Below are 20,693 nucleotides of genomic sequence, written 5' to 3' on the forward strand. Positions count from 1 at the left end.
ATGACACAGACACTAGAGAGTAAAACCGTAGTTGTTGCAGGGCTTGGCCTTACCGGCCAGGCCTGCGTGCGGTTTTTGTGTCAGCATGCCCGTTGTGTCAGTGCATGGGATACCCGTGCTGATCTGATGGTGCCTGAAACTGTGCAAGTGCCGGTGTGCCTTGGCGAGCCGGAAGCAGCGTTCTGGCAAGGTGTGGATTTGCTCGTTTTGAGCCCGGGTATTGCAACGGACTTACCCGCCATCCTTCAAGCCAGGAAGGCAGGGGTTGAAGTGATAGGCGACGTCGAACTGTTTGCCCGCATGAACACCACTCCCGCACTGGGCATTACCGGATCCAATGGTAAAACCACCGTAACCATGCTGGTGGCTCACATTTTACAGCAGTCGGGTTTCAACGCCTGTGCGGCGGGCAATGTCGGCACTCCTGTACTGGATACGCTGGAAGAGAGCTGGGATGCTATCGTACTGGAGTTGTCCAGTTTTCAGCTTGAATCGACTTCATCACTTGAGCTGAAAGCAGCGACCATCCTGAATTTGTCCGATGATCATTTGGATCGCCACGGTTCCATGCAGGCCTACCGCGCTGCGAAACAGCGGATTTTTGAACATTGCGAGCGTGCAGTGGTATGGCGGGCGCAGCCGGACACTTGGCCTGAAGGCGTTAACGTCCCGAAGGTAACGTTTGGTCTTGACACCACCAGTAGCGATTTTGGCATGGACGGCCGCTGGATCACCTGGCAGGGTGAACCGGTAATCGATATGGACAAAACCCAGTTATTAGGCAGTCACAATGCCCTCAATGTTCAGGCCGCACTGGCACTGGCAATGACGATGGGGGTTGAGCCCTCTAAAGCCGCAGCGGCGGTATACTCGTTCAGGTCGGCTGCGCATCGGTGTGTTGAGGTTGCTCTGACCCAGGGGGTGCGTTGGATTGATGATTCCAAGGCCACCAATGTGGGCGCCACAGAAGCGGCGCTCAAGGGAATTGGGCCAGGCAGGCAGGGCAAGCTGATTCTGATTGCTGGCGGTGATGGTAAAGGGGCGGATTTGAGCGCATTGCAGCCAGCCCTGGATGCCTACGTCGACAACGTGATTGGGCTTGGCCGGGACGGCAGGAAAATTTGCGCGTTAGCGAAGAACGCTGTTTATGTCGATTCTATGCTTGACGCGGTTAAACAGGCCTGGAAGCAGGCCGAAGCAGGCGATACGGTGCTGTTGTCACCAGCCTGCGCGAGCCTGGACATGTTCGATAATTATGCCCATAGGGGTGAGGTTTTTGCCCAATGCATTCACGAGGTAACCCGCCAGTGATAAGTGCAGCCGGTAAACTTACCCAGTTGTTCAGTGAGCGCCACGGTGAGGTGCGCCAGCGTTCGGCATACGATTCGGGCCTGATTCTGGTGTCTTTGGCGCTGATGTCTATCGGGCTGATTATCGTCACTTCCGCCTCCATGCCGGTTGCAGACCGGCTGTTTGATAATCCGTTCCATTTTGCCATTCGTCATGGAATTTACCTGACAGCGGCAACTGCAACCGCACTGGTTGTGATGCAGTTGCCGATGTCGTTTTGGCGCATGAGTAACCCCTACCTGCTGCTAGTGGGTTTGGGTATGCTGATAGCCGTGTTGCTCATAGGCCGCAATGTGAACGGCAGTACCCGCTGGCTGGTGCTAGGCCCGATTACCATTCAGGCAGCCGAGCCCGCCAAGCTGTTTTTCTTTGCCTATCTGGCTGGCTATCTGGTGCGCCGTTACGAGGAAGTCACCGAGAACATTAAAGGGTTTATAAAGCCGCTGGCGGTGTTTCTGATCTTGGCTGGCTTACTGCTGCTGCAACCTGACCTTGGTACCGTGGTGGTAATGTTTGCTACCACCATAGGATTATTGTTTCTGGCTGGGGCCAAATTGTGGCAGTTCTTCGCATTGGTGTTTGGCGGTCTGGTACTGGTTGTTGGGCTAATAGTGTTCGAAGAATACCGGATGCAAAGGGTGATATCATTTCTCGACCCCTGGGCCGATCCGTTCGGCAGTGGATACCAGTTGACTCAATCACTGATGGCCTACGGGCGAGGAAACTGGTTCGGTCAGGGGTTAGGTAACAGTTTGCAGAAGCTGGAGTTTTTACCTGAGGCACATACCGATTTCGTTATGGCAATTTTAGCCGAAGAACTGGGTTTTGTTGGTGTCATGACGGTATTGATGTTGATTCTGTGGATGGTGGTGCGGGCATTGCAACTGGGTAACCGGGCACTGCAGGCTGAACGCCCCTTCGACGGCTACATGGCCTACAGTATAGGTATTTGGTTCAGTTTTCAGACTGCGGTCAATATTGGTGCCAGTGCGGGTATCCTGCCAACAAAAGGGTTAACCCTGCCTTTGGTCAGTTACGGTGGTTCAAGTCTGATCATTATGGCCTGTGCGGTTGCCATATTATTGAGAATTGATTTTGAATTGCGCATGGACGGTGTCCAGGCCATAGACCGCGGGAGAAAACCCCGCCTGTCCCACAAACCCTCCACTCACAGCGGTGCAACCGAATCGGCCAAAAAGAAGGTCAAAGGCATGCTGGATGACGTAGCCGGAGGGGCGGAAGATGACTAAGCGCTGCCTGGTAATGGCCGGAGGAACCGGCGGGCACGTGTTTCCCGGGTTGGCGGTGGCAAAAGCCCTGCGGGCAAAAGGGTGGGATATTCAGTGGCTGGGCACGGCTGAGCGCATGGAGGCTCAGGTGGTTCCAGCTAACGGATTCCCTATTCACTTTATCCCGGTGAAAGGTTTGCGGGGCAAAGGTCTCAGTGCCCGCCTGGCGGGTTTAACGGCGTTGGTCAAGGCTCTGATGGCGGCCAAAAAACTTATCCGCGAACTGAAGCCGGATCTGGTGATTGGTTTAGGTGGGTATGCCAGTGGTCCGGGGGGCCTGGCTGCCTGGCTGGCGGGTGTACCGGTTGTTATTCACGAGCAGAACGCTGCTGCGGGTATGACCAACCGACTGTTGGGCCGGATAGCACGGCGTATACTGCTGGGTTTCGACGATGCCCAATCCCAATTTTCAGCCAGGGCAGCAAATTGTGTGGTGGTGGGAAATCCGGTTCGGGCGGAATTTTTGGCAATGCCGGCGCATACCAGCATAGCTCTGCCAATGAATATGCTGGTAGTAGGCGGAAGTCTGGGGTCAGCACCACTGAATGAAATCGTACCGCAGGTATGCAGAGGTATGAGTGGTTTGAGTGTGTGGCATCAGACCGGAAAAGGTAATCAGCAGCAGGTTGAAGCGCGTTATCAGGGCGGTGTGTGCGACGTGCGGGTGACGGAATTTATTGATGATATGGCCGGTGCTTACGAATGGGCCGACTTTGTTGTTTGCCGTGCCGGTGCGCTTACCGTTGCCGAAGTTGCCGCATCTGGCAGAGCCGCGATTTTTGTTCCTCTGCCCCACGCCGTGGACGATCATCAAACCAAAAACGCTTTGTCGCTGGTGAAGCACAAAGCAGCTATTTTGATACCCCAGCCTGAGTTGCAAAAACGGCTGGGTAAAGTAATAAACGACTGGCTGGATTCGCCCGAGCAGTGCCTGATAATGGGGCAGCACGCACGGGAACAGGCCAGATTGGATGCAACCATACAAGTAGTAACCCAGTGCGAAGCATTGGTAGGAGAGGCGGCCTGATGGTTTTAGAAACGCCATTTCAAAGCCCGCAAATGCGGAAGGTCAGACAAATATTTTTTATCGGCATCGGTGGTGCCGGAATGGGCGGCATTGCTGAAGTGCTGCTCAATGAGGGCTATGACATTCATGGCTCCGACATTCAGGCCGGCGCCATGACGCAAAGGCTGACCCAACTGGGGGCTCAAATCACCATTGGGCATGCCGCCGCCAATGTGCGCGGTGCAGATGTGGTAGTGGTGTCCAGTGCGATTAATGAAGCCAACCCGGAAATCCAGTATGCCCGGGAGCACCGCATACCCATCATTCGCCGGGCGGAGATGCTGGCGGAACTGATGCGGTTCCGCCATGGTATTGCGATTGCAGGAACCCACGGTAAAACCACTACTACCAGCCTGATCGCCACCATTTTTGGCGAGGCTCAGCTGGACCCCACGTTTGTGATTGGTGGCCTTTTGAACAGTGCAGGTACCAATGCCCGCCTGGGCAGCAGCCGTTACCTGATTGCCGAAGCCGACGAAAGTGATGCCTCATTTTTGCACCTGCAACCCATGGTGTCGGTGGTAACCAACATCGAGCCGGACCATATGGCTACCTATGACGGTGACTTCGGCAAGATGAAAGACACCTATGTAGAGTTTTTGCATAACCTGCCGTTTTACGGCCAGGCTATCGTCTGTGGTGATGATGACAATATTCGCAGTATCAGCGACCGTATCGGGCGCAGCCTGACAACATACGGGTTGCAGGATCACAACGATTTTCGTGCACTGAACGTGGAATTTTCTTTTGGTCAGTCACGTTTTGACGTACTTCGCCCTGACCACCCAAGGCTGTCGGTTACGCTGAATTTGTCGGGTATGCATAATGTGCTTAATGCGTTGGCGGCGATTGCAGTGGCAACAGACGAAGGTATTGAGGATGAAGCGATTGTGCGCGCCTTGGCCGGCTTTGGCGGCATCGGGCGCCGCTTCGAGCTACTCGGTGAGTTTGATACCAGCCTGGGTAAGGTGTGTCTGGTGGATGATTACGGCCATCATCCCACTGAAGTGAAAGCCACCATTGAAGCGGCGCGGGCCAACTGGCCGGGGCAGCGGCTGGTGATGATTTACCAGCCACATCGCTATTCCCGCACCCGCGACCTGTATGAAGATTTTGTTGAAGTGTTGTCTCAGGTGGACGTGCTGTTGCTGCTGGATGTGTATGCGGCCAGTGAACAACCGATTGAAGGGGCGGACAGTAAGGCCCTGTGTCGGTCAATTCGTCTGCGCGGGCAGGTTGAGCCCATTTATGTTGGGGAACACGGAGAGCTGGGCGAAATCCTTTCCGGTGTGATGGCTTGCGGAGATGTGATCATGACCCAGGGGGCCGGAAACATCGGGCAGATTGCTCGAACGCTGGCGGCGGCACAGTTGTCGCCACAGGTTTTGAAAGGTGAGAACCGTTAATGAGCACTGAAAACAACGTGCAGAATTTTGGCCGGGTGGCCGTCATGTTTGGAGGAGAATCTGCCGAGCGGGAGGTTTCACTGAACTCCGGTACAGCGGTACTCAATGCCTTGCTGAGGCAGGGCGTAGATGCGTTCAAATTTGATCCGGCCGAGCGACCATTGACGGAGCTACTGGCGGAGAAAGTTGACCGTGTTTTCATCATGTTGCATGGCCGCGGCGGTGAGGATGGTTCCATGCAGGGAGCCTTGCAGCAGCTCAAAATCCCTTACACAGGAAGTGGTGTGCTGGGGTCAGCACTGGCGATGGATAAAATCCATACCAAACAAGTGTGGCAAAGCCTTAATTTGCCTACGGCAAAATATCAAATTGCTGATAAAAGTGGCTTTGAAGCTGGATCATGCAGCGCTATAATGCGTCAATTGGGGAATGAGGTCATGGTCAAACCGGCTCGTGAAGGTTCGAGTATCGGAATGGCCAAAGTGACAAGCGCTAAACAACTCGAAACTGCCATTCAGGACGCCTTTAATTATGATAATCAGGTCCTGCTGGAGCAGTATATCAACGGGCCGGAACTGACAGTCGCTGTACTGCAGGGCAAGGCATTGCCGTCGATCCGCATGTCTACCCCCCATACTTTTTACGATTACGCAGCAAAGTATCAGGACAACACCACTGAGTATTTTTGTCCCAGTGGTTTGTCTGAGCAACAGGAAACCGAACTGGCCGAATTGTCTGTAACTGCGTTTAACGCGCTCTCTGGCAGTGGCTGGGGACGGGTTGATGTGATGCAGGATGCCGATGGTAATTTTTATTTGCTGGAAGCCAATACGGTACCTGGCATGACTGAAAAAAGCCTGGTGCCTAAAGCGGCCGCAACTGCAGGCATGAGTTTTGATCAGTTGACCTTGGCCATTCTGTCGACCAGTTTCGACTCGGCCGGAGTGTCTGAAGGAGCCTGATGGTGAGCACGGATTCGTCAGGCGCGCAGTACACCCGTTACCAGTTGTGGTCCGGGGTGGTTTTTCTGCTGCTGGTGTTGGCCGGTCTGATTGTTGGCGGCGTCAAAACCTATGCCTGGATGCAGGATGAACAGCGCATGCCTGTGCAGGTAGTGGATTTTTCCGGCGAGTTCCAGCATGTGGATATCACCCGTCTGGAACGCCTGATCCGACGTTCACAACCTGGCAGTTTTTTTGCCCTGGACGTAAACGAAGTGTATCGCTTGGTTGAGGCACAACCTTGGATTTATCGTGCTTCGGTGAGAAAGCAGTGGCCGAACCGTCTGAAGATTTATTTGGTGGAACAGACACCAGTAGCGAAGTGGAACGAAGATTTGTTGTTGAACCCTTACGGGGAAACCTTCAGCGCCAAAGCGGACGATTTGGATTTGCCGCGTCTGTATGGCCCCGGTGGCAGTGAGAAGACAGCGCTGGAAGGTTACAACGCCATGCAGACATTGCTGGCAACCACGGATATGCCGATTGCAGAGTTGTCTTTGAGTGAGCGGTTTGCCTGGCAGCTGCAGTTAAAAAACGGCATCGAACTGAATTTGGGCAGGCAGGAATTCATAGACCGTCTGCAACGTTTTATTGATATGTATCCGCTCCTGGCACAGCAGTCAAAGCCGGTACGATACGTTGATTTGCGCTACGACACAGGGCTGGCCGTTGGCTGGAATACTGACGACGATGAACAGAGTTAGTTGAGAGAGAAAAGGAAAGATGTCTAAACCCGCTGAACGAAATCTGATTGTAGGCCTGGATATTGGCACCAGTCAGGTAAAAGCCGTAGTTGGCGAGTTACTCGATAACGATCAGATCAGCATCGTTGGTGTTGGCACTCACGCATCCAAAGGGATGGACAAAGGCGGGGTAAATGATCTCAACCTGGTGGTGAAGTCGGTACAACGGGCAGTTAATGAAATGGAGTTGATGGCAGATTGCCGGGTTTCATCGGTACTGATGTCCATTTCTGGCCGCCACGTCAAATGCCAGAACGAAAACGGCATGGTGCCGATCAACAATCAGGAAGTGACGCAGGAAGATGTGGATAACGTGATCCATGCTGCGCGTTCGGTTCCAATTGCCGCAGAGCGCAGGTTACTGCATGTGTTGCCGCAGGAATTTACCATTGATGTGCAGGAGGGGATTAAAAATCCGATTGGCATGTCAGGGGTGCGAATGGAAGCGGATGCGCACATTATTACCTGTGCCGATGACATGGCCAAGAACCTGGTCAAGTGTGTGGAGCGCTGTGAACTTAATGCTGATCAGCTGATTTTTTCGGCACTGGCTTCCAGCTATGCGGTACTCACCGATGATGAGCGTGAACTGGGCGTTTGTGTGGTGGATATTGGTGGCGGCACCATTGATATTGTGGTGTACACCGATGGCGCCATTCGTCACACCGCAGTTATCCCGGTGGCGGGCAACCAGATCACCAGTGACATCGCGAAAATTTTCCGTACGCCAATCAGTAACGCGGAAGAAATCAAGGTGAACTACGCCTGTGCGCTGAAAGACATGGTCAGCATGGAAGAAAGCATTGAAGTGCCCAGTGTAGGTGGACGGCCTGCGCGGGTGATGTCCCGTCATACCCTGGCCGAGGTGATCGAGCCCCGGTATCAGGAATTGTTTGAACTGGTTCATGATGAGATTCGGGCCAGTGGTTTGGAAGAACAGATTGCAGCAGGTCTGGTGCTTACCGGCGGTACCGCCAAGATGGAAGGGGCGGTTGAGTTTGCCGAGGAGATTTTCCAGATGCCTGTAAGGGTGGGGAAACCCATCAATGTGCGCGGCTTGTCGGAATATACTGACGATGCCAGTTTTGCTACCGTAGTGGGCTTGCTCCAGTACGGCAAAATGCAAGCAGAGAATAAGAAATCCAGCAAGCAGAGGCACGGTGAGAGTTTGTTTCACCGGGTGCAAAGCTGGTTTAAAGGTGAATTTTAATTTTTGGGGGCGCTACAGCTTAGGCATGACGATTAACATGGATTCAGTAAATCGGTTGTTTGTGACCTGGCTTAGTGTTGAAAGACGTACAAATCCGGAGAGTAAGTATGTTTGAGTTAATGGATAGTCACGGCGAAGAAGCCGTAATTAAAGTCATAGGCGTTGGAGGTGGCGGCGGCAATGCGGTTGAGCACATGGTGTCTCAAAGCATTGAAGGCGTTGAATTCATCGCAGTCAACACTGACGCACAGGTATTACGCAGTTCAAGTGCCGATGTCACTTTGCAAATTGGTTCTACCGTAACCAAAGGTCTGGGTGCAGGCGCCGATCCGAATATTGGTCGTGAGGCAGCCCAGGAAGATCGCGAAACCATTCGCCAGTCGCTGGACGGTGCCGATATGGTGTTCATCACAGCCGGTATGGGTGGTGGTACCGGAACCGGTGCCGCGCCTGAAGTGGCCAAGATTGCCCGTGAGATGGGTATTCTTACCGTTGCTGTGGTCACCAAACCTTTCCCGTTTGAAGGCAAAAAGCGTACTGCGTTTGCTGAGCAGGGTATTGAAGAATTGTCGAAGCACGTCGATTCTCTGATCACCATCCCGAACGAAAAGTTGCTTAAGGTAATGGGCCCAGGTACTCCATTACTGAAAGCTTTCAGCGCTGCAAACGATGTATTGCGTGGTGCCGTTCAGGGCATTGCCGAGCTTATTACCCGCCCGGGCCTTATCAACGTCGACTTTGCTGACGTGCGTACGGTAATGTCTGAAATGGGCAAAGCCATGATGGGCTCCGGTTCGGCGTCTGGTGCGGATCGTGCGGAAGAGGCAGCAGAAGCGGCAATTGCCAGCCCGTTGTTGGAAGACATCGATCTGTCCGGCGCGCGTGGCATCCTGGTTAACATTACTGCTGGCCCCGATTTCGCCATCGACGAGTTTGAGACCGTGGGTAACGCCATTAAAGCGTTTGCGTCCGAGAATGCCACCGTGGTGGTGGGTACGGTTATCGATATGGAAATGACCGATGAGTTGAGGGTCACCGTGGTTGCTACCGGTATTGGTGCGGAGCGTAAACCGGACATCTCTCTGGTCAGTACCGAAGGCGCCCGATTGTCGGCCTCTGCCCGTGAATTCGGCAGCAGTCATTCAGTGTCGGAAAGCCGCAGCGTTGGTTCTACCGACGGTAATCAGGCTCTGAAAGTCGACGATGACGCACAGCCAGGCACTGATTTGGAATATCTCGATATTCCAGCGTTCCTGCGCAAGCAGGCTGACTAACGGCGAATTATCGGAATTTTGACTCCAACTGAAGGTCAAAAGCCCAATAAGCTGCGGTGAAACAGGTCATGAATATGACACTTTTTTGACAAGTGAGCGTATACTCACTATAATCCGCGGCCGCTTTTAGCAATAGGTGGAAGCTTCGAACCATGATTAGACAACGTACCATTAAGCGCCCGGTGCAGGAAACAGGCATTGGGCTGCACAAAGGTGAAAAGGTCACCATGACTCTCCGGCCTGCGCCTGCGAACACAGGAATTGTGTTTCGGCGTATTGACCTTGAACCTTTTGTGGACATTCCTGCGCGTGCAAATGCAGTGGGCAATACCATGCTGTGTACGTGTTTGAACAACGAAGAAGGTGTGAGCATTCACACGGTTGAGCATTTGGCATCTGCTTTGGCGGGGCTGGGTATCGATAACATCATCGTTGAAGTGGACAGCAATGAATTGCCAATCATGGATGGTAGCGCCAGCCCGTTTGTCTTTCTTCTGCAATCGGCAGGTATTGAAGAACTGAATGCGCCCAAGCGCTTCATTCGAATCAAGAAGCCTGTTCGGGTTGAAGACGGCGACAAGTGGGCAGAGTTGGTACCTCACGATGGTTTCCGGGTCGATTTCAAAATTGATTTTGACCATCCTGTGATCAGCCAGACCCGTCAGCATATGGTGATGGACTTTGACAGCTGTTCGTTTGTAAACGAAGTTAGCCGCGCCCGTACTTTCGGTTTTATGCGCGATTTGGAATACATGAATGCCAACAACCTGGCATTAGGCGGCAGTATGGAAAATGCCGTTGCGCTTGACGAGTTTCGTATTCTGAATCCGGAAGGGCTGCGTTATGAAGATGAGTTTCTCAAGCATAAAATTCTCGATGCGGTAGGCGACCTGTATTTGGGCGGCCACAGCATTATCGGTGAGTTGCGTGCTTACAAAACCGGTCATGGTCTGAACAACAAGCTGCTCAATGCGGTGTTGGAACAAGCTGATTGCTGGGAATACGTGACTTACGAGTCCCAGGACGAAGCGCCGATTCAGTACGCTTCTCCGGCGCTGGCGTGAGCCCAGCTGAAGGCCCAGTCCTTACCGTACCTCAAAAGCCGCCTCATCAGCGGCTTTTTTGTTTTCATTAAGCATATTAAAAGCCTTATAAACGCAAAGTACGCTCATAATTCCTTAGTTGCATTGAATTTCCCATTGCCGGCAAACTTTGCCGGTGTGTACAATAGTTGTTCAAATGAAAACCCTGGTATCGTTTGTGGTTTGTTCCACAGTGGAATCGAGGGTAAACTGAGCAACGTTTTTTCTTCGAGTTGAATTATGAGACTGACCATTACCCTGGCGGGTAAACAGCGAAAATACCGGCAGAGCATCAGTGTGCGAACACTGGTGAGCGTTACGGTATTGTCTTCGCTGTTCATGTTGGTCTCCAGCCGTTCGACCGAGTCCGTATCTGAAGACCTTGCGAGGGTAAAACTGGCGCAGGAAAAAGTGTCGGAAGACCAGGCCCGGATCACCGAACTCAGAAGCCATACACAGGCCCAGTTGAGTCAGATGGTTGCCCGGCTGGCGGAACTGGAAGCCAAGCTGCTTCAACTCGACGAACAGGGCAATCATATTGCCACAGAATTGGGAATGGAAGCGGCCGACCTGGACGCTTTTGTTCATGAATCGATGTCTGATTCTGCAGCAGATAACCCACTGATACAGCAAATCAATGCCATGCAACAGTCGCTGGAAATCAAGTCCCAGCAATTATCCATGCTTGAAAGTCTGGTACGCGGGCACCATATCCAGCAGCAGAGTCAATTAACTGGTCGTCCTATTGAATCAGGATGGTTGTCTTCTTATTACGGAATGCGTGCAGATCCCTTTACCGGTGAACCTGCAATGCACCATGGTCTGGACTTCGCAGGTAAGTCCGGAGAAAAAATCGTCGCAACCGCAGCAGGCATTATTACCTGGGCGGGAGAGCGATTTGGCTATGGCCAGCTGGTAGAAATTGACCACGGTGATGGTCTTATCACCCGATATGGTCATAATCAATCCATTGAAGTGCGTGTTGGTGAGGTGGTGACCAAGGGTCAGCAGATTGCCAGTATGGGCAGCACTGGGCGTTCAACCGGTGCCCACGTACACTATGAAGTAATAAGAAACGGACAACACATCGATCCTCTGCCATTCGTTTATCGCAAATAAACAGGCAGCAGCCCAATCTGACACCAGGTAAGTTAATTAATACTGGTTTAATTAGCGCAACAGGTTACGATACCAGCCCGCAAGTAAATTGCAGGCTGGCATTATTTTTTATAACGAAGAGACCCCGCCTGGTGGTGTGTCTCGTAAAGCAGTGGAACCTCAACCAAATGTTTGCAAGCATCCTGAGAAAAGTATTCGGTAGCCGCAATGACCGACTCTTAAAAAAACTACAAAAATCTGTTGATGCCATTAACGCACTGGAATCTCAGTTCGAGGCTTTGTCGGATGAGGAACTTAAAGGCAAAACAGCCGAGTTTCGTACTCGCATCGAAAAAGGTGAATCCCTGGAGGCGCTGCTGATTGAGGCCTTTGCAACCGTGCGTGAAGCCAGTAAACGGGTGTACGGTATGCGTCACTTCGACGTTCAGATGTTGGGTGGTCAGGTACTGCACGAAGGCAAAATTTCTGAAATGCGCACCGGTGAAGGTAAAACCCTTACGGCTACGTTGCCTACCTACCTGAATGCTCTATCGGGTAAAGGTGTGCACGTGGTGACGGTGAACGATTACCTTGCCCGCCGTGATGCGGACTGGAGCCGGGCTCTGTTCGAATATTTAGGTATGACCGTAGGCTGCAACGTGCCCGGTATGCCACCAGAGCAGAAGCGTGCCGCGTATCAGGCTGATGTTACATACGGTACCAACAACGAATTCGGATTTGACTATCTGCGCGACAATATGGCGTTCAGCCCTAAAGACAGGGTGCAACGGGAACTTAATTTCGCTGTTGTGGATGAAGTGGACTCCATCCTTATCGACGAAGCCCGAACTCCGTTAATCATCTCCGGTGCTGCTGAAGACAATTCAGAGCTGTATCGACAAATCAACCTGATCATACCTGAGCTGGTTCAGCAGGATAAAGAAGACGAAGAAGATGCGCCTGGTGACGGTGATTTCACCGTGGACGAAAAAGGCAAGCAGATTCATCTGACCGAACACGGCCAGATCCACGTAGAAGAAATCCTGCAGCAAAAAGGCATTCTGCCCAAAGAGGAATCCCTGTTCGCCGCCGGTAACATTTCCCTGTTGCACCACATTAACGCGGCGCTGCGGGCGCATAAACTTTACCACAAAGACGTTGACTACATCGTTAAAGACGGTTCCATTGTCATTGTTGACGAGCACACCGGCCGCACAATGGAAGGCCGCCGCTGGTCGGAAGGCCTGCACCAGGCTGTGGAAGCCAAAGAAGGAGTGCGGATCCAGAATGAAAACCAGACCCTGGCATCCATTACCTTCCAGAACTATTTCCGTCTTTATAACAAGCTTGCCGGGATGACGGGTACAGCCGATACCGAAGCGTTCGAATTTAACCATATTTATGGGCTGGAAACGGTGGTTATCCCAACTAACCGTCCGATGGTCCGTAATGATATGGCCGACCTGATTTACCTCACTGCAGAGGAAAAGTACGAAGCCATTGTTGAAGATATCAAGGCCTGTGTTGAGCGCGGCCAGCCAACACTGGTGGGGACCATTTCGATTGAAAACTCTGAGTTGCTGTCCCGGGTTCTCAAGAAAAACAAGATCAACCATAAAGTTCTGAATGCCAAGTTCCATGCCCAAGAGGCTGACATCATTGCCCAGGCAGGAAAACCCGGGGCCGTGACCATTGCTACTAACATGGCAGGGCGCGGAACCGACATCGTGCTGGGTGGTAACTGGCAGGCAGAATTGGAAGCGCTGGAGAATCCAACAGAAGAGCAGGTTGCCAAGATCAAGGCGGCATGGAAGGAGCGTCACGATGCCGTTCTGAAAGCCGGTGGTTTGCACATCATTGGAACCGAGCGCCATGAGTCCCGCCGGATTGATAACCAGTTGCGTGGTCGTTCCGGTCGTCAGGGTGACCCGGGCTCAAGCCGTTTCTATCTGTCTTTGGATGATGCCCTGATGCGTATTTTTGCATCGGAAAAAATGGCCGGCATGATGAAGCGTCTGGGCATGGAGCGTGGCGAGGCCATCGAGCATCCGTGGGTAACCCGTGCCATTGAAAACGCTCAGCGTAAAGTAGAAGGGCGCAATTTTGATGTACGCAAGCAGTTGCTGGAATACGACGACGTTGCTAACGATCAGCGTAAAGTAATTTATGAACAGCGTAATGAATTACTCGATGAAGGTGATATCAGCGAAACCATCACGGTAATTCGTGAAGATGTGGTTTCCGGGGTTGTTGACGAATACATTCCTCCTCAATCATTGGAAGAAATGTGGGATGTGTCAGGGCTTGAACAGCGCCTTAAGGCCGATTTCGCTGTCGATTTACCGGTTCAGAAATGGCTTGATGATGACGACAAGCTTTACGAAGAAAAGCTTCGGGAGCGAATTCTTGGCGAGATTGTACAGGCATACAAGGCTAAAGAGGATGTGGTTGGCCCAGAAGTCCTGCGCCAGTTTGAAAAGGCTGTAATGCTGCAAAACCTCGACAGCCACTGGAAAGAGCATCTGGCAGCGATGGATCATTTGCGTCAGGGAATCCACCTGCGTGGTTACGCGCAGAAGAACCCCAAGCAGGAATACAAGCGGGAATCGTTTGAACTCTTTTCCGCCATGCTTGAAGCCTTGAAGAGTGAAGTGGTAATGATCCTAAGCCGGGTGCAGGTGAAAGCCGAGTCCGATGTGGAAAAAGTTGAACAGCAGCGACGTCAGGCCGACGAGGTGCCTAAAAACTATGAGCACCAGGATGCGTCAGCCGCCCCTGAAGAGTCAGCAGGCAGTGCACGGGCAGTTGTGCGTGAAGGGCCAAAAGTTGGCCGAAACGACCCATGCCCTTGTGGTTCAGGGAAAAAATACAAGCAATGCCACGGTAAGTTAACCTGAGCATGAAGGAAGTGCATGTCGCTGTGGGCGTGATCCTCAAAGACGGGAACGTGTTTGTATGTTTACGGCCGCAGCAGGTTCATCAGGGCGGAAAATGGGAATTCCCAGGTGGTAAGGTTGATGCCGGAGAAACCGTCGAAGAGGCTCTGACAAGGGAATTGGCCGAAGAGATTGGCATCACCGTTGAGGCCAGCCAGCCCTTTATGGTTATTCAGCATGACTACGGTGATAAGCGGGTCAGACTGGACATTCACACTGTGACCGGGTTTGTCGGTGAGCCGTACGGCCGGGAGGGGCAGCGCAGCCGCTGGTGCCCGGTGAAGGAATTGCTGGAATCGGACTTTCCGGAAGCCAACCGGGCTATCATTCAGCATTTGCAGAATGCTTTGTAGAAAACCGCCAAAAGGCGGTTTTTTGATTTCATCAAATTGATATTTAGGTATTTCTTTGCATGCAGGCGCTTTTATCCGTATCTGGCCGGCCAGGCAACCAAAGGGCGCAGTGCGGCGCCCTCTGGACTCCCCGCAGCCCCTGAAACGCTCGAAGCATAAAACGCCGGGGTAGACAAAATCGACCAAGCCAACAGGCCATCCTGGCCTGGATGGCTTTGGCTCGACGTCCTGTCTCGCCTCGATTTTGCTTTTCCTGCCCCGGCGTTTTATCTCGCTTTAAGGGGCCTCTTTTAACTTTCTTCGATTGACCGTCTCTAGATTCAGAAGCGAATAGCTATATTAGCGGCACTAAAGCGTAATCAAATCGGCGGTAGCAAATGCCACATGCAACTTGTGATAAGCCGCTTCATTGATAAAATGCGGGTACGTTGGAGTATCCCCCCACCAATTGATATCGCTGCCATCAAAGCTACGAAAAACCGGCTGGCCGGGCATCAGAGGTACAAAATCAGCATCCTGCAGGTGGTGATGGATCATGGCGGTACGTTCGCCATTATCATCCAATGGAAAATGGATATTCTCTCCCAACCGAAACGCTTCACATGCGGGGAGCGCTGGTACCGATTGTTGATTCCTGCAAACGCAGAAATCCAGAATGGCTTCGGCCATGGTTAGGGTAAGCTGATACACGTCTTCCCTCAGCACACCCTGTGGCTGCGCTCCAACTTCAATCATCACGCCGCGCTTGCCAACCGTACAAAGGTAGCCATGTTCCTCGTAAGGCTTTTCGTCTTCCACCAGAATGTTGGCTTCCGGCATGGCCTGTTTAACAAAACGCGCCAGCTGAATGTGAAATTCATCCAGTTGCAGAATGATAAGGGTCGCCCCCATGCTGCTGGTGGTATTGTGCACGTCAATAACCAGGTCAGTGTGTGCGTTGCCTTTTGGCCCGAGCTGCGAATTGAGACCTATGGCAAGATGCGATTCCAGGTTGTCGGCGGGACTGGTCAGGTTGGCTGGGGTAAACTGGCGATTGAGATCCTGTTCAACAAAGCGAACGTTGGCTTGCATGGCCGCCTGGTTTGCGAGCAAAAGATTGACATTCAGAGGGCGAAAGCGTTCCGGTAAACCGCTCTGTCGCCAGTTTTTTACCAGCTGTATGCCGCTTAATTCATTGCCATGTGTTGCGCCTACCAGAGCAATTGAGTTGATCATTCGGTGTTTCCTTACGGCTTAAAAAAATCGTCGGGCTGTTCGCTCAACATGGCTTCAATTTCTTCTATATCCAGCTGAGACGGCGTTTGATTCTGGCTTTTGTCTGCAATACTGCGTTCTTCACTGGCCCATTCACCCAGGTCAATGAGCTGGCATTTCTTGGAGCAGAAGGGGCGAAATGGGCTTTGCTGTGACCAGGTCACAGGCGCTGAACAAATCGGACATTTTACAATCATGGGAGACCCCCACTAAAAAGTTGCGGCTGAACCTTGCGCATGGTTGCGCTGAAAACAGGATTTTAGCAGGCTGCGAGGTCGAAAGTCACATCGTTGTCTACGCCTGTGATCTGATTGTCCTTAGGTTCGAACCAGATAAAACGCAGGGCGAAACGGTATTTGTTGCCACTCAAAGTAGGGTAATACCCCTGGTCGGACTGATAGCGAATCCGAATCAGTTCATTTTTGTCTTCGGCCACATCCTGATAAAAGCCATTTACCGCGGTGGTGGTATGAAAATGCCCGCGTTCGCGCAGAAACGAAAGGCTGGTGGCAATGGCTTCTTCCAGCACAGAAAGGTTGTCGAGCCAGCCTTTCATAATGGGCTGCCGTTCAGTTACCGGCAGATGAAGCCAATAGTGCAGGTTGGGTAAGTCAAACCCGCAGGTGCCGCCGGGGATGGCAAAGCGCTGGCGGATACTGCTGAGAAGCTTGTCGTCCTTCAGCAGAGAGCCAAATTTTCTGCTGTCTTTGAGCCGTTTGCGCAGGTCGAGTATGGAGTTCAGAGCCTCTTCCAGCGCACTGCTGTCGATATTCGGGTGGCGCGACCAGTAACGCAGGTTTTTTTCGTGACCGTCGAGATCTTTGAGTACATCACTGCGTACATCGATGCGATCAAACAAATCCAGTAAGGTAAACAATTGCTCAAAAAAGTACATGTGGATGGCACTCTGGGAGTTGCCACTGGCGGTTTTGAGCTGCACCAGCAATTGTTCGATACGCAGATAATTGCGTACTTTTTCCTTTAGTGGAAACTCGAAAACGGTAGTGGTCATGTATTCCCTCTGTGGTGCGGCGTGGTTGCCTGCTCCTGTTTGCCCGGAGGGTACCCCGGGAATATCCCTGTGTATATGAGTAATTATACCCAAGGATTTGCTGGCATACGCACTACAACGTAAAAGCGGGGAAATTTCAAGTGTCAGGCAGAATTAGCCGGCTATTACAGCCGGGCTGAGAATTCAATATAGGCTTGGTGCAGTTTCAGTACCTGAGGAGCGATTGCAGACAGTGGGCCGGAGTTGTCGATGACGTCATCGGCTTTGGCCAGGCGTTGTTCACGGCTGGCCTGTGACGCCATAATACCGCGGATGGTTTGTTCGGTGCTGCCATCTCGGGCAAGTGCCCGTTCAAGCTGAATGTGTTCGGGGCAATCAACAACCAGCACTCGATTAACCATGCCGTCCAGCCCGTTTTCAATCAGAAGCGGTACAGCGAGAATACAATAGGGGGAGCGGGATTGATGGATGGCTTCTTGCATGGCCAGGCGAATGGCAGGGTGGAGTAATTTGTTCAACCATTGGCGACGCTGCTCGTCTGAAAAAATCCGTTGCCGCAATGCTGCACGGTCCAGCCGCCCGTCTGCATCAATGACGGCCGCACCAAAGTGTTCTGTTATGGCCTTTAGCGCGGGAGTACCGGGTTCAACAACCTGCCGGGCAATGATATCGGCGTCAATAATATCAATACCCAATTCGGCAAATTTGTCGCTGACTGCGGTTTTTCCGCTGCCGATGCCACCGGTCAGGCCGACCACATAAGGGCGCTGGCCTGTGGCAGACATCATGCGCCGAACACCCAGGTCATGTAACCGGTGATAATATTATCTTTGTACAGCAGAGTCAGCCAGCCAGCTATGGCCAGATAGGGGCCAAATGGGATGGCCAGAGTTGAATCTTTCTTTTGCACAATCATCAATGTTATGCCGATTACTGCACCTACACAGGAAGACAGGATAATAATAATGGGTAAGCCTTGCCAGCCGGTGAATGCACCCAGAGCCGCCAGCAGCTTGAAATCCCCATAACCCATCCCCTCTTTGCCGGTGACCAGTTTGAATAACCAGTACACTGACCACAGGCTCAGGTAGCCGACAGCCGCTCCCCAGATGGCATCTGACGTGCCAACAAATAGCGCCTGGGTACTTACCAGCAGGCCCAGCCACATTAAAGGCAGGGTCAACTGATCAGGCAGTAACATTTTATCCAAATCAATAAAAATACAGGCTATTAGAATGTAGGTGATAAATACCGCACATACCCCTTGAGCAGTAGGGCCAAAGTGCCAGGCGGCCAGGGTACAGGCAAGCGCTGTAAAAAGCTCAACCAGAGGGTAGCGCACAGAGATAGCGGTACCACAGCCCGAACAGCGGCCCCTTAAAAACAGGTAACTGATAACGGGGATGTTTTCCCAGGCACGGATTTTATGCTGGCATTTCGGGCAGGTGCTGTCGGGTTTGATGAGGTTGAAGGTTTCATTTTCGCCAACTTCGGTGTCGGGGTCAAAATACCCCTGGTATTCCTGTTGCCAACTGCGCTCCATCATAATAGGCAGGCGGTAAATAACTACATTCAGGAAACTGCCCACCATCAGGCTGACAACAAACACCAGGCTTAGATAAAAAGCGCTGCTTTGAAGTGCTAAATCAACTATTGCGGTCATGGTAATACTAAACTTTGCAGAATACAGCGGGAACTGAGGTCAGACTGCCAGAATGTCAGCCTGACCTCAACGAAAAGTAATGGTGCAACGGGCAGATTAAACGACGTTACCCATCTGGAAGATTGGCAGGTACATGGCAATGATCAAACCGCCGATTACCACACCGAGTACGGCCATGATCAATGGCTCCAGCAAGCTGGTCAGGCCGTCAACCATGTCGTCAACTTCCGCTTCATAGATGGTCGCGATTTTACTCAGCATTTCGTCCACCGCACCGGACTCTTCACCGATGGCGATCATTTGGGTGACCATATCCGGGAACACACCGGTAGCTCGCATGGCGGTGTTCATTTGCATACCACCTGCTACTTCTTTACGAATGAACAGAATGGCGTCGCGGAACACGGCATTTCCTGAGGCTCCGGCGGCCGATTCAAGGGCACCAATCAATGGTACACCTGCTGCAAACGTGGTCGAAAGGGTGCGGGTAAAACGGGCAATACTGGCCTTTTTAAGAATTTCACCAATCACCGGAATTTTAAGCACCTGAACATCCACCTTGTCACGCAGTTTCTGGGATTTTTTGTGCGCCCGGGCGAAAGCGTAGCCAGCACCAGCCATTCCCAGGCCTATAAATACGCCGTAATTCTGCACGAAAGCAGAAATGGCCAGTACCAGTTGGGTAAAGGCGGGCAGCTCAGCACCAAAGCTGCTGAAGATCTCTTCAAACTGAGGTACCACGAAAATCAGCAAAATTACGGTTACTACGAAGGCCACAACCACAACGGCAATGGGGTAAAACATGGCCTTTTTGATTTTGGATTTCAGCGCTTCGGCTTTTTCTTTGTAGGTGGCTATGCGGTCGTAGATGGTTTCAAGGGCACCGGATTGTTCACCAGTAGCGACAAGGTCGCAGTACAGGTCGTCAAAGTATTCGGGGTGTTTGCGCAGTGCTGTTGATAATTGGGTTCCGGCCTTGACTTCATTACCGATGGAATTCAGCAGATTACGCATCGAGGCATTGGCGTGGCCCTGGGCGATCATTTCAATTGACTGGATAAGCGTTACACCAGCGCTGAGCATGGTGGCCAACTGTCGGGAAGTTACTGCAATGTCTGCCGGGGTAATTTTTTGTTTTTTCTTCAGCAGGGGGGTGGATTGCTTTTTCACTTTTTTGGCAGAAATGCCTTGGGCGCGCAGCAGGTTTTTGGCCTCAATGGTGTTCTTGGCCATGATTTCGCCCTTGCGGGTGGCGCCTGCCCGGTCTGCACCCTGCCATTCAAAGGTAACCAGATTATTTGCTGCCATACTTTGCCTTCACATTCAATACGTTAGCTTAGGATACAAAAAAGGGGCTCAGAATAATACCGAGCCCCTTCTTAACCGTCAGGTTAGTGTGACTTACGCGCCAGCAGCGGCCGCAGTACAGCTGTTAGACAGTTCAACGTTACAGGTCATTTCCCAGCTCAGGTTACCGTTACCAGTTGCAGTAGGAGTGAATACAACAGTTTCACCAGCCAGGGCAGTTTCATCAGTAGGTGCAGAAACAGTGATTACACCGTCAGTAGTGGAAACGCCAGCAACACCCGCTGCAGCAGCGATAACCGCTGGAACACCGTTGCCGCCCGCGTCACAGTCAGCCAGTGCGTCAAGAGACTGGTAGCAGATTTCAACCGCTGCTTTAGCTGCACTTGCGCCGTTCAACAGTTCAGTGAACTTGGCTTTCTTAACATAGTTCTGATACGCAGGCAGTGCGATGGCTGCCAGAATACCGATGATGGCAACAACGATCATCAGTTCGATCAGGGTGAAACCTTTTTGGTTGGATTTTTTAGCTAATTTCATGGTCTTCTCTCCGGGACGTTAACACGTTTAAATACATTGTTAGTTCAAAAGTGACGTTTAATTCCCGAGTCGCTGTGAACAACGGCCCCGGTACTTGAGACTCAGTATAGG

At 52.0% G+C, this 20,693-nt stretch carries 19 protein-coding genes; 12 read left to right on the forward strand and 7 right to left on the reverse strand.

Annotated elements, in window-relative coordinates:
* From murD to mutT, 12 genes are all read left to right on the forward strand, one after another.
* On the forward strand, positions 1-1,311 hold the full coding sequence (gene murD, locus DXV75_RS00950; RefSeq protein WP_115591715.1) for a UDP-N-acetylmuramoyl-L-alanine--D-glutamate ligase: 1,311 nt from the start codon (positions 1-3) through the stop codon (positions 1,309-1,311).
* Positions 1,284-2,600: a cell division protein FtsW gene (gene ftsW, locus DXV75_RS00955; protein ID WP_115591356.1), complete on the forward strand. Its 1,317-nt coding sequence runs from the start codon at positions 1,284-1,286 to the stop codon at positions 2,598-2,600. Before murD ends, ftsW begins: the two co-directional genes overlap by 28 nt.
* On the forward strand, positions 2,593-3,666 hold the full coding sequence (gene murG / locus DXV75_RS00960) for an undecaprenyldiphospho-muramoylpentapeptide beta-N-acetylglucosaminyltransferase (RefSeq protein ID WP_115591357.1): 1,074 nt from the start codon (positions 2,593-2,595) through the stop codon (positions 3,664-3,666). The genes ftsW and murG overlap by 8 nt, the downstream gene beginning before the upstream one ends.
* Positions 3,666-5,111, forward strand: a complete 1,446-nt coding sequence (murC, locus tag DXV75_RS00965; RefSeq protein ID WP_115591358.1) for a UDP-N-acetylmuramate--L-alanine ligase — start codon at positions 3,666-3,668, stop codon at positions 5,109-5,111. Before murG ends, murC begins: the two co-directional genes overlap by 1 nt.
* Complete coding sequence (locus DXV75_RS00970; RefSeq protein WP_115591359.1) at positions 5,111-6,073, forward strand: D-alanine--D-alanine ligase; 963 nt, start codon at positions 5,111-5,113, stop codon at positions 6,071-6,073. Before murC ends, DXV75_RS00970 begins: the two co-directional genes overlap by 1 nt.
* Complete coding sequence (locus DXV75_RS00975) at positions 6,073-6,816, forward strand: cell division protein FtsQ/DivIB (protein ID WP_115591360.1); 744 nt, start codon at positions 6,073-6,075, stop codon at positions 6,814-6,816. Before DXV75_RS00970 ends, DXV75_RS00975 begins: the two co-directional genes overlap by 1 nt.
* A 19-nt stretch (positions 6,817-6,835) precedes the next feature.
* A complete protein-coding gene (ftsA, locus tag DXV75_RS00980) occupies positions 6,836-8,065 on the forward strand; it encodes a cell division protein FtsA (protein ID WP_115591361.1) in 1,230 nt (409 codons plus the stop codon).
* Between the two features lie 107 nt (positions 8,066-8,172).
* The gene (gene ftsZ / locus DXV75_RS00985; protein WP_115591362.1) at positions 8,173-9,339 is read left to right on the forward strand and encodes a cell division protein FtsZ; all 1,167 of its coding nucleotides are present in this window, start codon (positions 8,173-8,175) and stop codon (positions 9,337-9,339) included.
* Positions 9,340-9,491: 152 nt separating this feature from the next.
* Entirely contained in the window at positions 9,492-10,403 is a 912-nt protein-coding gene (lpxC, locus tag DXV75_RS00990; RefSeq protein WP_115591363.1) for a UDP-3-O-acyl-N-acetylglucosamine deacetylase, read from the forward strand.
* Positions 10,404-10,661: 258 nt separating this feature from the next.
* Positions 10,662-11,540 (forward strand): M23 family metallopeptidase, encoded by an 879-nt coding sequence (locus tag DXV75_RS00995; protein ID WP_115591364.1) that lies wholly within the window; start codon positions 10,662-10,664, stop codon positions 11,538-11,540.
* A 167-nt stretch (positions 11,541-11,707) separates the two neighbouring features.
* The gene (gene secA / locus DXV75_RS01000) at positions 11,708-14,416 is read left to right on the forward strand and encodes a preprotein translocase subunit SecA (RefSeq protein WP_115591365.1); all 2,709 of its coding nucleotides are present in this window, start codon (positions 11,708-11,710) and stop codon (positions 14,414-14,416) included.
* 2 nt (positions 14,417-14,418) lie between these two features.
* A complete protein-coding gene (gene mutT / locus DXV75_RS01005) occupies positions 14,419-14,808 on the forward strand; it encodes an 8-oxo-dGTP diphosphatase MutT (RefSeq protein ID WP_115591366.1) in 390 nt (129 codons plus the stop codon).
* A 348-nt stretch (positions 14,809-15,156) separates the two neighbouring features.
* Here mutT and DXV75_RS01010 read toward each other — a convergent pair whose 3' ends face one another.
* The 7 genes from DXV75_RS01010 to DXV75_RS01040 all read right to left on the reverse strand — a co-directional run bounded on the left by DXV75_RS01010 (position 15,157) and on the right by DXV75_RS01040 (position 20,582).
* Positions 15,157-16,023 (reverse strand): aspartoacylase, encoded by an 867-nt coding sequence (locus DXV75_RS01010; protein WP_115591367.1) that lies wholly within the window; start codon positions 16,021-16,023, stop codon positions 15,157-15,159.
* Between the two features lie 11 nt (positions 16,024-16,034).
* Entirely contained in the window at positions 16,035-16,259 is a 225-nt protein-coding gene (gene yacG, locus DXV75_RS01015) for a DNA gyrase inhibitor YacG (protein WP_115591368.1), read from the reverse strand.
* A gap of 62 nt (positions 16,260-16,321) precedes the next feature.
* Positions 16,322-17,074 carry a cell division protein ZapD gene (gene zapD / locus DXV75_RS01020; protein ID WP_115591369.1) on the reverse strand — a complete coding sequence of 251 codons (753 nt, stop codon included), beginning with the start codon at positions 17,072-17,074 and terminating at the stop codon, positions 16,322-16,324.
* A 164-nt stretch (positions 17,075-17,238) separates the two neighbouring features.
* A complete protein-coding gene (coaE, locus tag DXV75_RS01025) occupies positions 17,239-17,862 on the reverse strand; it encodes a dephospho-CoA kinase (protein WP_220272492.1) in 624 nt (207 codons plus the stop codon).
* Positions 17,859-18,737 carry a prepilin peptidase gene (locus DXV75_RS01030; RefSeq protein WP_115591370.1) on the reverse strand — a complete coding sequence of 293 codons (879 nt, stop codon included), beginning with the start codon at positions 18,735-18,737 and terminating at the stop codon, positions 17,859-17,861. Before DXV75_RS01030 ends, coaE begins: the two co-directional genes overlap by 4 nt.
* Positions 18,738-18,833: 96 nt before the next feature.
* Entirely contained in the window at positions 18,834-20,045 is a 1,212-nt protein-coding gene (locus DXV75_RS01035; protein WP_115591371.1) for a type II secretion system F family protein, read from the reverse strand.
* A 93-nt stretch (positions 20,046-20,138) separates the two neighbouring features.
* A complete protein-coding gene (locus DXV75_RS01040) occupies positions 20,139-20,582 on the reverse strand; it encodes a pilin (protein WP_115591372.1) in 444 nt (147 codons plus the stop codon).
* Positions 20,583-20,693 lie beyond the last annotated feature (111 nt).

Origin of the sequence: Alteromonas aestuariivivens (assembly GCF_003367475.1) — a bacterium.
Classification (GTDB): domain Bacteria; phylum Pseudomonadota; class Gammaproteobacteria; order Enterobacterales; family Alteromonadaceae; genus Alteromonas; species Alteromonas aestuariivivens.